Raw genomic sequence first — 13,002 nt, 5'->3', positions numbered from 1 at the left:
CATCTATGTTACCATGACTCCCTTCGCTATTGCAGCACATACCCTTCATTCTTGAAGCTGTCTCTGCGTTGGCTGCTTGCACTTACCCCCCAATCACGTACTTCCTGTACGTTCATGGGGATGCGCTTGGTTGCCGCCTTGATTCAACTCCAATTATTTTGGCTATAGACGCTGTCCCTTTTCCTAAGTTGTGGTGAGAAAGCTGATGAGTAAGCCCTCTATTTTGCTGGATTTTGGCCTGCTTAAGACCAATGGCGCGTTCCGTGCCGTATTTTGCGCACGTTTTATTTCCATTCTGGCGCTGGGATTGATGGCCATTGCGATCCCGGTTCAGATCCAGGCGTTGACCGGTTCGACCCTGTTGGTCGGGCTGTCCGTGACGCTGGCGGGCAGCGGTATGTTTGCCGGTTTGCTGATGGGGGGCGTATTGGCCGATCGCTACGAGCGCCGCCGTTTGATTCTGTTTGCTCGCTCCACCTGCGGCATTGGCTTTATCGGGCTGTGCCTGAACGCTGCCTTGCCGGCCCCTTCGTTAACGGCGATTTATTTGCTGGCCGTGTGGGACGGTTTCTTCGGCGCGGTCGGGGTGACGGCGCTGTTGGCCGCTACGCCGGCGTTGGTGGGGCGTGAAAACATCGTTCAGGCCGGTGCCATCAGTATGCTGACGGTGCGTTTTGGCTCGATCCTGTCGCCGGCGATCGGGGGCCTGGTGATCGCTCACTCCGGCGTGATGTGGAACTACGGCCTGGCGGCGTTGGGCACTTTGCTGACGTTGATCCCCTTGCTGCGTCTGCCGCAGCTAGCACCGCCACCACAACCGCGCGAACACCCGCTGCGCGCATTGGCCGGTGGTTTCGGCTTCCTGTTCCGCAACCGGGTAATCGGTATGGTGGCGTTGATCGGCGCGCTGCTGACCATGGCCAGCGCGGTGCGGGTGCTATATCCGGCGATGTCCGGCATGTGGCACGTCAGCGCAGCGCAATTGGGCTTTATGTATTCCGCAGTCCCGCTCGGCGCGGCGATTGGCGCGTTCACCAGCGGCCGGGTCGCTCACGTAGCGCGGCCGGGCTGGATGATGTTGACGACGGCGATAGGTGCGTTCGTCGCCATAGGTCTGTTCGGTCTGATGCCGTGGTACGGTTTGGCGCTGTTTTTCCTGGTGATTTTTGGTTACCTGAGCGCGGTGAACTCGTTGCTGCAATACGGGCTGATTCAGAACCTGACGCCGGACGCCTTCCTGGGGCGCATCAATGGTCTGTGGACGGCGCAAAACGTCGTGGGCGATGCGCTGGGGGCGTTACTGCTGGGGGCAATGGGGGCGTTTATGCTGCCGGCGATGACGTCGACCAGTTTTGGTTTTGGGGTGGCGGTGCTGGGTGTGGTATTGGCTTTCGCCATGCGCGGTTTGCGCCAGGTGGGCAGCGGCGGGCAGGAAGAAAGGCTCCAGCCCGCCAGCGAGACTACCGAGAAATAAACTGTTTTTCCAACAGCGTCAGCAAGTTGCCGGCGCTGTAATAATCCAGCCGGAAGGTATCGTTGCCCAGCGCGTAAACCCGTTTGTGCTGCACAGCCGGCAGGTGAGCGAGTAAAGGATTGGCCAGCAGGCGTTGCGCGTCGGCGTCGCCGTTGGCGAACAGCATCAGCGTCTGGCCGTTCAGGCCTTCCGCCAGGTTCTCGCCGCTCAACTGAATAATGTCCTTGCGCACGCCCATGCTGCGGCTGTTGTTCAATTTGGCGGGCGGTACCGCCAGAGTGAAGCCGAGCTGTTTAAGCATCTGCCCCTGAGAGGAGTCGGCGGTCCACAGATTGGCGGTTTTGCCGTCCGAACCAAACACCAGCGCGGAGACCGGCTGTTCAGGCAGCGTCATGCGCTGTTTCAGCGCTTTTTCACGCGCATCGAAATCGCCAATGACCTTATGCGCCTGGGCTTCATGCCCGGTGGCCTGGCCCAGCTCTGCGGCCAGTTCTTGCCAGCTTTTGTCGTCGTAATTGACCACCAGCACCGGGGCGATGGCAGAGAGCTGATCGTACAGGCGCAGGGCGGAATCGGCACCGGTGGCCGAGATGATGATCAGATCGGGCGCAACACCGGCGATGGCTTCCGCATTGGGTTCGCCGATGTACAGGCGTTTGACGCCACGCTGCGCGGCGATGTCACCCCATTGACGGAAGAATCCCTGTTTGTCCGCCAGACGGCTGCCGGGCGTGGTTGCCCCGCTGGCGACGACCGGTGCGTCGATGGCCAGCAGGGTACCGGTGATGGTAACGCTGGTAGAAACGATGCGGGCAGGGGGCTGATTGAGGGTGATCACGCCGCGTGAGGTTTCAATGTTACGCGGCCAGCCGGCATCGGCGGCGTGAGCGGCGCTGATTACCGCTAGCCCGAACAGCGCCAGGCCGAAGATCAGGTTCTTCTTCATAAAGAAAGTCCTTAGGTTTTAAATAGTAATACTTATCATTTATACCCGTCGTCTTTCAAGCTGCAGCGTTGTTGGCTGCGCTCACTCCCCCCAGTTACTTACTTAAGTAAGCGCCTGGGGACTCCCGAGCTGGCCGCCTAGCTACAACTTGAAAGCCATAGGGTATATGCAGTTATGTCGCTGATTTTCTACCACGATGAAGAGGAGAAGAGCTGTTTACAATTATTGACATGGCAAATTTCCAAGGGTACTTTAACGCGGTCAAACATAAATGATAATCATTATTATGTTTGTTATCATTCACGAAGAGAAATGGAGTACCGATGAGCGTGACTGTAAAGGGTGCCGGCCAAAAGAAACCGCAAAGCAAGGAGAGCGAACTGAATACTGCAGGCGTTTCGCCCACCGCGGGCTTCTTCTTTACCTCTCCTTTCCGTAGCCTGAGTACGCAAGGCTGCTTCGCCAAAATCACGTTGCCCGCTGCGGGCGGGGACCAGGTGAATGGAGAGTTCCAGCGAGAAGTACGGCACGCTTTCGCCGAAGCGAAACTGGCCGGCGTGAAGAACCCGGTACTCTGTGGCGCCATTCCTTTTGATACTCATCAACCTTCCGCGTTGTTTATTCCCCAGCAAACTCAGTGGTTTGAACGCGATGCCTTTTTGGCCGGCACAACGCCGCCGCAGGACTCCTTGCCGGAAATTACCCGGCAAACCGAAGTGCCTGCCCAGCAGCCCTTCATGCAGATGGTTGCCGATGCGGTGCAGGCTACCCGTGGCGACCGGTTGGATAAAGTGGTGCTGTCGCGCCTGCTGGAGATTGAAACTCGCGAACCTGTCGATCGCCAGGCGCTGATGGCGCGCATCATCGCCCAGAACCCTAACGGTTTCCACTTCCACGTGCCGCTGGAGCAGGGGGCGCTGGTGGGCGCCAGCCCAGAATTGCTGTTGCGCAAATTCGGCGCGCAGTTCCATTCCAATCCGCTGGCCGGCTCTGCCCGCCGCGATGCCGATCCGCAGCGGGACCGGGAAATCAGCCAACAGCTATTGGTGTCGGACAAAGACCTTTATGAGCACAAGTTCGTCACCGAAGGCATGCGCCAGGTATTGGCCGACCGCTGCCGCCACTTGAACATCCCGTCATCCCCTGAATTATTGAGCACCACCACGCTGTGGCATCTGTCTACGCCTATCGATGGCGAAGCCGCCAGCCGGGCGGAAAATGCGCTTTCGCTGGCCTGCCTGTTGCACCCGACTCCGGCTTTGTGCGGCACGCCAACCCAGCTTGCGCATCAGGTGATCAAGCAGCTTGAACCCTTTGATCGCGGCCTGTTCGGCGGCATTGTCGGCTGGTGCGATGCCGAAGGCAACGGCGAGTGGGTCGTGACCATTCGTTGCGGCACCGTGCAGGGCAATCAGGTGCGGCTGTTTGCCGGTGCAGGCATCGTGCAAGACTCTTCGCCGGAATCCGAATGGCGTGAAACCGGCACCAAACTCAGTACCATTTCGCGGGCGTTTGGCCTGAACCAAGGATAGGCATACCCATGAGCATTGATTTTACTCCCTGGCCTGAGGCGTTGGCCCGTCGTTATCGTGAACGCGGTTATTGGACCGACCGGCCATTGACCGACATTATTGCCCGCCAGGCCAAAAATGACGCCGTGGCGCTGATAGACCCGCAACGCAGCCTGAGCTATCGCCGGCTCAATCAACTTTCTGACCGGCTGGCCGCCGCGCTGCAACGTCGGGGCTTGCACAGTGGCGATACCGCTCTGGTGCAGTTGGGCAACGTGGTCGAGTTCTATGTGGCCTTCTTTGCGCTGCTGAAAATCGGCGTGGTGCCGGTGAATGCGCTGTTCAGCCATCAACGCAACGAACTCAAGGCTTATGCCGCACAAATCAAACCTGCGCTGCTGATTGCCGATCGCCAGCATGGCCTGTTCGGCAACGACGAATTCCTCACGGCGTTTCGCGCCGAAAATCCTTCATTGCGCGTAGTGGGGCTGCGCAGCCAGGCGGAAGGCGAGCAGTCGCTGGCCGCCTGGCTCGAAGAGGATGCCGAAGATTTTATCGCGACACCGACCCCGGCTGACCAGGTGGCGTTCTTCCAGCTTTCCGGTGGCAGCACCGGCACGCCAAAGCTGATCCCGCGCACCCACAATGATTACTACTACAGCATCCGTCGCAGCGTGGAAATTTGCCATTTCGATGTGCATACCCGCTACCTGTGCGCGCTGCCGGTGGCGCATAACTACCCGATGAGTTCTCCGGGCGTGCTCGGCGTGTTTTATGGCGCCGGGCTGGTGGTGTTCGCCAGCGATCCTGATGCCGGGCAATGCTTCCGTTTGATCGAGCAGCACCAGATTAACGTGACGGCGCTGGTGCCGCCGGCGGTGACGCTGTGGCTACAGGCGATTGAAGAGTGGGGCGGTCAACCCTTGGCCAGCCTTAAGTTGTTGCAGGTGGGGGGCGCCAAGTTGAGTGAAACCTTGGCCGCGCGTATTCCGGCGGAAATCGGCTGCCAGTTGCAGCAGGTCTTTGGCATGGCGGAAGGCCTGGTGAATTACACCCGGTTGGACGATGACGACCGGCATATTCTCACCACTCAGGGCTGCCCGATGTCGCCGGACGACGAACTGTGGGTGGCCGATGACGAGGGTAACCCGCTGCCGGTGGGGCAAACCGGGCGCCTGATGACCCGGGGCCCTTACACCTTCCGCGGTTATTACCAAAGCCCCGAACATAACGCCGCCGCCTTTGATAAAGACGGTTTTTACTGTTCCGGGGATCTGATCAGCCTGACTGAAGACGGCTATGTGAAGGTGGAAGGGCGTCAGAAAGATCAGATCAATCGCGGTGGGGAGAAGATCGCCGCCGAGGAGATCGAAAACTTGCTGTTGCGCCACCCGGAGGTGATCAATGCGGCGCTGGTTTCCATGCCGGATGAGCTGATGGGCGAGAAGAGCTGCGCCTTTATTATCGCCGCCAGCGCGTTGAAGCCGGTGGTGCTGCGCCGCCATTTGCGTGCAGAGGGCGTGGCCGAATTTAAATTACCTGACCGCTTTATACAGGTCGATACGCTGCCGCTCACCCCGGTAGGCAAAGTGGACAAAAAACGGTTGCGTCAACGCCTGGAGACGCAATCACTGACTCAGGCCCAGGGAGAATAAGTCATGGCCATACCTAAACTTAACGATTACGCGCTGCCGACGCAGGCTGAACTGCCGACCAACAAAGTGAGCTGGACGGTAGAACCGCAGCGGGCTGCGTTACTGATCCACGATATGCAGCAGTATTTCCTGAATTTCTGGGGTGAAGACAGCCCGCTGATTAAACAGGTGGTAGAGAACATTGCCAATCTGCGCCGCTACTGCAAATCACAGGGTATTCCGGTGTTTTACACTGCGCAGCCCAATCAGCAAAGCGACGAAGACCGTGCATTGCTGAACGATATGTGGGGGCCAGGGCTGAATAAACACCCGGAGCAGCAGGCGGTGGTTCAGGCTCTGGCACCGGAAGATGACGATACGGTTCTGGTGAAGTGGCGTTACAGCGCCTTCCACCGTTCGCCGCTGCAGGAAATCCTGCAGGAGTCGGGGCGCGATCAGCTGATCATTTGCGGCGTGTATGCCCATATCGGCTGCATGACTACCGCCATCGATGCCTTTATGCGCAATATCCAGCCGTTTATGGTGGCTGACGGTCTGGCGGATTTCTCCCGCGACGAACACCTGATGGCGCTGCGTTACACCGCAGGCCGCTGTGGCCGTGTGGTGACTACCGCCGAGCTGCTGCCGGGCATCGCCAGCAAAGCTGCGTTGCGCCTGCAAATTATGCCGTTCCTCGATGAAGACAGCGAAGACATGGGCGACGATGAGAACCTGATCGACTACGGTCTGGACTCGGTGCGTATCATGGAGCTGGCCGCGCGCTGGCGTAAAATCCGCAGCGATATTGATTTTATCGCGTTGGCCAAAAGCCCGACCATTGACAGCTGGTGGGCTATGTTGTCGCAGGAGAAGTCTTGATGGGCGAAGAGGGCGATTTTGCCGGTAAGCGGGTTTGGGTTACCGGCGCGGGTGCCGGTATTGGCCTGGAGACGGCGTTGGCGTTTGTTAGGGCCGGTGCTGAGGTTATTGGCTTCGACCTGCGTTTCGACGAACCGGAATACCCGTTCCGTACAGAAGTGCTGGATGTCGCCGATAGCGATGCGGTAGACAGCTTGTGTGGGCGTTTGCTGGCAGCACAGCCAGCGCTGGACGTGCTGGTGAATGGTGCGGGCATTTTGCGGATGGGGTTGGCAGATGAGACCAGCACCGCAGACTGGCTGGCCTGTATGGCGGTCAATGCCGGCGGGGCGTTCAATATGTTCCGCCATGTCTTGCCGGTGTTCCGTCGCCAGCGGCGCGGTGCGATTGTCAGCGTAGCCTCTAACGCGGCGCATGTGCCGCGCGTCGGCATGGCGGCCTATTGCGCTTCCAAGGCGGCGTTGCGCAGCCTGTGCCAAACCGTAGGGTTGGAAATGGCGCCTTATGGCGTGCGTTGCAATCTGGTTTCGCCCGGTTCGACCAACACGCCGATGCAGCGCGGCATGTGGCAGGACGAAAGCGGTGAACAGAACACCATTAACGGCTTCCCGGAGCAGTTCAAGCTGGGTATTCCGCTGGGCAAGATCGCCCAACCGCAGGAAATTGCCGATGCCATTTTGTTCCTGGCTTCCGATCGCGCCAGCCATATCACTATGCAGGATATCGTGATTGACGGCGGAGCGACGCTGGCGGCCTGATATACCCGTCATACTTCAAGCTGCGTGTGTGTTGACGGCAACTTGGATTAATCAGGGTATAGGGTGACTTGTTATTTATGACTATAGAGCGCTGCTTGCAGCGCTTTTTTATGGGCGGTAAAAGGGGACCAGGTCATAGAGGTCGTGGTGATTTCCGGGCTACAGATGCGAAAAAAGCGCCAAAAGGCGCTTTTTTCTGTATTGGTGGGTCGTGCGGGATTCGAACCTGCGACCAATTGATTAAAAGTCAACTGCTCTACCAACTGAGCTAACGACCCGCAGAAGTGGTGGGTGATGACGGGCTCGAACCGCCGACCCCCTCCGTGTAAAGGAGATGCTCTACCAACTGAGCTAATCACCCACTTCAGAACTTCCGGGTACTGCCAAACAAGAGAATGAGTGGTGGGTGATGACGGGCTCGAACCGCCGACCCCCTCCGTGTAAAGGAGATGCTCTACCAACTGAGCTAATCACCCTCATTCTTCTCATTTCTTACTGCTTTACTGCTCAACAAGATGGTGGGCGATGACGGGCTCGAACCGCCGACCCCCTCCGTGTAAAGGAGATGCTCTACCAACTGAGCTAATCGCCCCGTCTTGTTGGAGTCGCATTATAGGGATAGTTGAAAGTGAGTCAACGGTTTTTAAAATGATTTCAATCGTTCGCCGCAAATTTAAACAGGATGCGATATTTATCACCACCAATGATGATTCTTTGCACATTGTTATGCGAAATGCGCCGCAGCGATAACGAAAACCGGTGCGGCAATCTCGTGTCGGCGTTGAGGAATTAGCGGGGGGTGGTACAATGTTGCCCACTTTTTTCAATTCCGAGCAATCGTCGGCAACCGCCGACCCGCGTTGCGTAATAAGGCAGTGAAACCAATGAAAATCAAAACCCGTTTTGCACCGAGCCCAACCGGCTATCTTCACGTCGGTGGTGCCCGTACTGCGCTTTACTCCTGGTTGTTCAGCCGCCATTCGGGCGGTGAGTTCGTTCTGCGTATCGAAGATACCGATCTGGAACGTTCCTCGCAGGACGCTATCGACGCAATTATGGATGGCATGAACTGGTTAAATCTGGATTGGAACGAAGGTCCGTATTTCCAGACCAAGCGTTTTGACCGTTATAACGCGGTGATTGACGACATGCTGGTGCAGGATACCGCCTATAAATGCTATTGCTCGAAGGAACGTCTGGAAGCGCTGCGTGAAACACAGATGGAAAACGGTGAAAAACCGCGTTACGACGGCCACTGCCGTGACAGCCAGGACAGCCACACCGATGACGAGCCGTGCGTGGTGCGTTTCCGTAACCCGCAGGAAGGTTCGGTTATCTTCGATGACAAGATCCGCGGCCCAATCGAATTCAGCAACCAGGAACTGGATGATCTAATCATTCGCCGTACCGACGGTTCGCCAACTTATAACTTCTGCGTCGTGGTGGACGATTGGGATATGGAAATCAGCCACGTGATCCGCGGCGAAGACCACATCAACAACACCCCGCGCCAGATCAATATCCTGAAAGCGCTGGGTGCGCCGGTACCTGAATATGCGCACGTTTCCATGATCCTGGGCGACGACGGCAAAAAACTGTCAAAACGCCATGGCGCGGTGGGCGTGATGCAGTACCGCGATGACGGTTACCTGCCGCAGGCGTTGCTGAACTATTTGGTGCGCCTGGGTTGGTCCCACGGCGACCAGGAAATCTTCTCTATTGATGAGATGAAAGAGTTCTTCACCCTGGAAGCGATCAACAAATCCGCCAGCGCTTTCAATACCGAGAAGTTGCAGTGGCTGAATCACCATTACATTAACCATATGCCGGCGGAAGAAGTTGCGGTGTATCTGGCGTGGCACGTTGAGCAGCTTGGCATTGAGACTCGCAACGGCCCTGAGCTGAAAGATATCGTCAAACTGCTGGGCGAACGCTGCAAGACGTTGAAGGAAATGGCCGAGTCCTGCCGTTACTTCTATGAAGACTTCAGCGAATTCGACGCTGACGCCGCCAAGAAGCACCTGCGTCCGGTGGCACGCCAGCCGCTGGAAGCGGTACGCGCCAAACTGGCTGCTGTCAGTGCCTGGACGCCGGAGAACGTGCATGACGCCATTCAGGGTACCGCTGATGAGCTGGGCGTAGGTATGGGCAAGGTGGGCATGCCGCTGCGCGTAGCGGTCACTGGCGCCGGTCAGTCACCGGGTATGGACGTGACCGTGCATGCTATCGGCCAGGCGCGTTCTTTGCAGCGTATCGACCTGGCGCTGGCCTACATCGCCGGGCGTGAAGCCTAGGCCTGATAGATTGGCTGCGTGCTGCCGTGCTGTCAGCACGCGGCCGGTAGCAAGATGACGCGATAACCGATAAAGCCTTGTGGAGCGATCCCCAGGGCTTTTTTTATGCCTGGCTGATTTTTATCCGTAATGGCTATTTTTTAGCGCTAAACGCGCTGATTTGGCGGCTTTTTCAGCGCTTGATCGAGTAATTCAATTTAGCCGTTGACAGTGTTTCGGGGGTTTCATATTATGCGCCCCGTTCACAGGATTTTGTGTTTGTGGATTGGGGCTATAGCTCAGCTGGGAGAGCGCTTGCATGGCATGCAAGAGGTCGACGGTTCGATCCCGTCTAGCTCCACCAACCTTTATCTCAGAAAGGTTGGGGAATACCGTAACGCCGGTTAAAGCGTACCACTTTTGTGGGGCTATAGCTCAGCTGGGAGAGCGCTTGCATGGCATGCAAGAGGTCGACGGTTCGATCCCGTCTAGCTCCACCACCATTTAAAAAGCCGACCTCAGGGTCGGCTTTTTGCTTTCTGTCTTTCCTGCTTTCTACACTACGGGCAATAAAAAAGGCCGCCGAAGCGACCTTTCCGTTGTTGCCGTTTCGGCTTAGCCCAGAACCAGGCCCGCGATGGACGCAGACAGAAGGCTGACCAGCGTAGAACCGTAAACCAGCTTCAGACCAAAGCGGGAAACTACGTTGCCCTGATTCTCATTCAGCCCTTTAATCGCACCGGCCACAATACCGATGGAAGAGAAGTTGGCGAAGGAAACCAGGAACACCGACAGAATGCCCAGGCTGCGTGGCGACAGTTCGGCAGAGACTTTCTGCAGTTCCATCATGGCCACGAACTCATTGGAGACCAGCTTGGTCGCCATGATGCTGCCCACCTGCAAGGCTTCGTGCTTAGGAATACCCATAATCCAGGCGAATGGATAGAAGAAGTAGCCCAGGATTTCCTGGAAGCTCAGGCCGAAGATGGCGCTGAACAGACCGTTGAGCGCAGCGATCAGAGCGATAAAGCCGATCAGCATTGCGGCAACGATAATAGCTACTTTGAAACCTGCCAGAATGTATTCACCCAGCATTTCGAAGAAGCTCTGGCCTTCGTGCAGATTGCCCAGATGCAGTTCTTCTTCTTTACTGGTGTCATACGGGTTGACCAATGACAGCACGATAAAGGTGCTGAACATGTTCAGTACCAGCGCCGCAACCACAAACTTGGCGTCCAGCATGGTCATGTAAGCACCCACGATGGACATGGAAACCGTAGACATCGCGGTTGCCGCCATGGTGTACATGCGTTTTTCCGACATCTTGCCCAGGATATCTTTATAGGCAATGAAGTTTTCAGACTGGCCCAGGATCAGCGAGCTGACGGCGTTAAACGACTCCAGCTTGCCCATTCCGTTTACTTTTGACAGCACGGTACCAATAATCCGGATGATAAACGGCAACACTTTGATGTATTGCAGAATACCGATCAGCGCAGAGATGAAGACGATTGGGCACAGTACCTTCAGGAAGAAGAAGGCCAAACCTTTATCACCCATACCGCCGAATACAAAATCAGTCCCTTGCCCCGCAAACCCGAGCAGCTTGTCGAACAGCGCCGCGAATCCTTTTACAAAGCCTAAACCCGCTTCCGAATGCAGGAAAAAATAGGCCAGCAGTACTTCAATAACCAACAGTTGAATAACGTAGCGAATGCGGATGCTTTTACGATCGCGGCACACTAACAGTGCCAGGATCGCAACCACCACCAACGCTAACGCAAAGTGCGCAATATGGGACATGTTTGCTCCAAACTTGAGGCAGGCTGAATTTCGGATGTCATTTTATGTAACGCCACGTTTAAAAACGAGAGGTCCATTGCAAATATGGAAAGTCGTAATGGGAAATGTCTTAAATTATTAGGTTAAAGCATAAAAAATCAATGGGTTACTGAATCCATATGAAATTCCTATTCTTGTGCTAATTTGATTATCAGGCGTATTTCGTTTGGAATATGCCTCGTTGGGGGGCCGAAAAGTGTCATCTGCACGTTACACCCTTCGTTAAAACCTGAGTTATCCCCGATTACAGAGATAAGTTTTACCGTTACAAATGCGCTTGATAATTATTATCATTTGCATAAAATAACCCTTAGTTTATCAGACGTAAGGGTTCAGGGTATGCCAAACAGTCGCGTGGTTGAGAACACCCGTCGCCCGTCCAGAAAAATCAAACTGTCGCTGATGGGGCCCGCATTTATCGCGGCCATCGGTTATATCGATCCCGGCAATTTCGCCACCAATATCCAGTCTGGCGCCTCTTTGGGTTACAGCCTGCTGTGGGTCGTGGTCTGGGCCAACGTCATGGCCATGCTTATCCAACTGCTGTCCGCCAAACTCGGCATCGCTACCGGCAAAAACCTGGCGGAACACATCCGCGATCGCTTTCCACGCCCGGCCGTATGGGCTTATTGGGTGCAGGCGGAAATCATTGCGATGGCCACTGACCTGGCGGAGTTTATCGGCGCGGCGATAGGTTTCAAGCTGCTGTTGGGCGTTACGCTGCTTGAGGGCGCGATCCTGACGGGTATCGCCACCTTCCTGATCCTGATGCTGGAAAAACGCGGGCAAAAACCGCTGGAAAGGGCGATCGGCGGGCTGCTGCTGTTTGTTGCCGCTGCCTATATGGTGGAGCTGGCGTTTTCCCAGCCGCAGCTCGGCCCGCTGTTAAAAGGCATGGCGATCCCGGATCTGCCGAATGGCGATGCGGTATATCTGGCCGCCGGCGTGCTGGGCGCGACCATCATGCCGCACGTGATTTATTTGCATTCATCCTTAACCCAGACTGCCGGCGAGAATTCAAAGGCGGATCGGTATGCGTCCACCAAGGTCGATGTCGCCATTGCCATGACCATCGCCGGTTTTGTTAACCTGGCAATGATGGCAACCGCCGCCGCCACCTTCCACTTCAATGGGCACAGCGGCGTGGCCGATCTTGATCTGGCCTATCTGACACTGCAGCCGGTGCTGGGCCAGGCGGCTGCGACGCTCTTCGGGCTGAGCCTGGTGGCCGCCGGTCTGTCTTCCACCGTAGTGGGGACGCTGGCGGGGCAGGTGGTGATGCAGGGATTCGTACGATTTTACATTCCGCTGTGGCTGCGCCGGGTAGTCACTATGCTGCCGTCGTTTATCGTCATTATGCTGGGAATGGACGCCACGCGTATTCTGGTGTTGAGCCAGGTACTGCTGAGCTTCGGCATTGCGTTGGCGCTGGTGCCGCTGCTCTCCTTCACCGGTAACCGGGAACTGATGGGGGAAATGGTGAACAGTTGGAGCATACAGACGCTGGGCAAGGTGATTGTGCTGGTGGTAGTCGGCCTGAACGGTTATCTGCTGGTCAGCAGCGTGCTGTGATTAAAAAGGCCAGCGTTACGCTGGCCTCAGACTGCTGACAAAGCCGATTATTAGGGAGAGCGTGCCGAAGGGGTCGTAGCGGCTTGCCCGCCGGAGCGCCCCTCGGTGCGCTA

General features: G+C 56.5%; 9 protein-coding genes and 6 tRNA genes. 9 read left to right on the top strand and 6 right to left on the bottom strand.

The features are described from left to right. Positions 1-205 precede the first annotated feature (205 nt). Positions 206-1,474, top strand: coding sequence for an enterobactin transporter EntS (gene entS / locus SPL01S_RS16850; RefSeq protein WP_004947625.1), 1,269 nt, complete (start codon positions 206-208; stop codon positions 1,472-1,474). Here entS and fepB read toward each other — a convergent pair. After that, positions 1,461-2,420: a Fe2+-enterobactin ABC transporter substrate-binding protein gene (gene fepB / locus SPL01S_RS16845; protein ID WP_063201390.1), complete on the bottom strand. Its 960-nt coding sequence runs from the start codon at positions 2,418-2,420 to the stop codon at positions 1,461-1,463. The genes entS and fepB overlap by 14 nt on opposite strands. A gap of 323 nt (positions 2,421-2,743) precedes the next feature. On the opposite strand from fepB, the gene SPL01S_RS16840 reads away from it, so the two are divergent. From SPL01S_RS16840 to dhbA, 4 genes are read left to right on the top strand one after another with little or no spacing between them, the layout of a single operon-like run. Beyond that, positions 2,744-3,952: an isochorismate synthase gene (locus tag SPL01S_RS16840; protein WP_063201389.1), complete on the top strand. Its 1,209-nt coding sequence runs from the start codon at positions 2,744-2,746 to the stop codon at positions 3,950-3,952. Between the two features lie 8 nt (positions 3,953-3,960). Further along, complete coding sequence (locus SPL01S_RS16835; protein ID WP_063201386.1) at positions 3,961-5,586, top strand: (2,3-dihydroxybenzoyl)adenylate synthase; 1,626 nt, start codon at positions 3,961-3,963, stop codon at positions 5,584-5,586. A 3-nt stretch (positions 5,587-5,589) separates the two neighbouring features. Then, entirely contained in the window at positions 5,590-6,444 is an 855-nt protein-coding gene (locus tag SPL01S_RS16830) for an isochorismatase (RefSeq protein WP_063201379.1), read from the top strand. After that, positions 6,444-7,202, top strand: coding sequence for a 2,3-dihydro-2,3-dihydroxybenzoate dehydrogenase (gene dhbA / locus SPL01S_RS16825; protein ID WP_063201376.1), 759 nt, complete (start codon positions 6,444-6,446; stop codon positions 7,200-7,202). The genes SPL01S_RS16830 and dhbA overlap by 1 nt, the downstream gene beginning before the upstream one ends. Positions 7,203-7,404: 202 nt before the next feature. Here the strand turns inward: dhbA and SPL01S_RS16820 are convergent. The 4 genes from SPL01S_RS16820 to SPL01S_RS16805 all read right to left on the bottom strand — a co-directional run bounded on the left by SPL01S_RS16820 (position 7,405) and on the right by SPL01S_RS16805 (position 7,794). Continuing rightward, a tRNA-Lys gene (locus SPL01S_RS16820) sits at positions 7,405-7,480 on the bottom strand. A gap of 7 nt (positions 7,481-7,487) precedes the next feature. Then, positions 7,488-7,563 (bottom strand) — tRNA-Val (locus SPL01S_RS16815). A 39-nt stretch (positions 7,564-7,602) separates the two neighbouring features. After that, a tRNA-Val gene (locus tag SPL01S_RS16810) sits at positions 7,603-7,678 on the bottom strand. A gap of 40 nt (positions 7,679-7,718) precedes the next feature. Next, positions 7,719-7,794 (bottom strand) — tRNA-Val (locus tag SPL01S_RS16805). Positions 7,795-8,086: 292 nt separating this feature from the next. On the opposite strand from SPL01S_RS16805, the gene gltX reads away from it, so the two are divergent. The 3 genes from gltX to SPL01S_RS16790 all read left to right on the top strand — a co-directional run bounded on the left by gltX (position 8,087) and on the right by SPL01S_RS16790 (position 9,975). Then, positions 8,087-9,496: a glutamate--tRNA ligase gene (gltX, locus tag SPL01S_RS16800; protein WP_063201373.1), complete on the top strand. Its 1,410-nt coding sequence runs from the start codon at positions 8,087-8,089 to the stop codon at positions 9,494-9,496. Between the two features lie 267 nt (positions 9,497-9,763). Then, a tRNA-Ala gene (locus SPL01S_RS16795) sits at positions 9,764-9,839 on the top strand. A gap of 60 nt (positions 9,840-9,899) precedes the next feature. After that, a tRNA-Ala gene (locus SPL01S_RS16790) sits at positions 9,900-9,975 on the top strand. Positions 9,976-10,090: 115 nt separating this feature from the next. Here SPL01S_RS16790 and SPL01S_RS16785 read toward each other — a convergent pair. Then, positions 10,091-11,278 (bottom strand): NupC/NupG family nucleoside CNT transporter, encoded by a 1,188-nt coding sequence (locus SPL01S_RS16785; protein WP_004947602.1) that lies wholly within the window; start codon positions 11,276-11,278, stop codon positions 10,091-10,093. A 378-nt stretch (positions 11,279-11,656) separates the two neighbouring features. Between SPL01S_RS16785 and SPL01S_RS16780 the strand changes: the two genes are divergently transcribed. Continuing rightward, positions 11,657-12,889: an Nramp family divalent metal transporter gene (locus tag SPL01S_RS16780; protein WP_063201370.1), complete on the top strand. Its 1,233-nt coding sequence runs from the start codon at positions 11,657-11,659 to the stop codon at positions 12,887-12,889. Positions 12,890-13,002: the final 113 nt, after the last annotated feature.

Source organism: Serratia plymuthica NBRC 102599, from assembly GCF_001590925.1.
In the GTDB taxonomy this organism is placed as follows: domain Bacteria; phylum Pseudomonadota; class Gammaproteobacteria; order Enterobacterales; family Enterobacteriaceae; genus Serratia; species Serratia plymuthica.
Note: the sequence above shows the minus strand (reverse complement) of the source record. Positions and strands in the feature narration are given on the sequence as shown.

Bases quoted from the DNA above. Each gene is read 5' to 3' on its own strand.
- SPL01S_RS16785 (WP_004947602.1), bottom strand. From the start codon at position 11,278: ATGTCCCATATTGCGCACTTTGCGTTAGCGTTGGTGGTGGTTGCGATC.
- entS (WP_004947625.1), top strand. From the start codon at position 206: ATGAGTAAGCCCTCTATTTTGCTGGATTTTGGCCTGCTTAAGACCAAT.
- fepB (WP_063201390.1), bottom strand. From the start codon at position 2,420: ATGAAGAAGAACCTGATCTTCGGCCTGGCGCTGTTCGGGCTAGCGGTA.
- SPL01S_RS16840 (WP_063201389.1), top strand. From the start codon at position 2,744: ATGAGCGTGACTGTAAAGGGTGCCGGCCAAAAGAAACCGCAAAGCAAG.
- SPL01S_RS16830 (WP_063201379.1), top strand. From the start codon at position 5,590: ATGGCCATACCTAAACTTAACGATTACGCGCTGCCGACGCAGGCTGAA.
- SPL01S_RS16835 (WP_063201386.1), top strand. From the start codon at position 3,961: ATGAGCATTGATTTTACTCCCTGGCCTGAGGCGTTGGCCCGTCGTTAT.
- SPL01S_RS16780 (WP_063201370.1), top strand. From the start codon at position 11,657: ATGCCAAACAGTCGCGTGGTTGAGAACACCCGTCGCCCGTCCAGAAAA.
- gltX (WP_063201373.1), top strand. From the start codon at position 8,087: ATGAAAATCAAAACCCGTTTTGCACCGAGCCCAACCGGCTATCTTCAC.
- dhbA (WP_063201376.1), top strand. From the start codon at position 6,444: ATGGGCGAAGAGGGCGATTTTGCCGGTAAGCGGGTTTGGGTTACCGGC.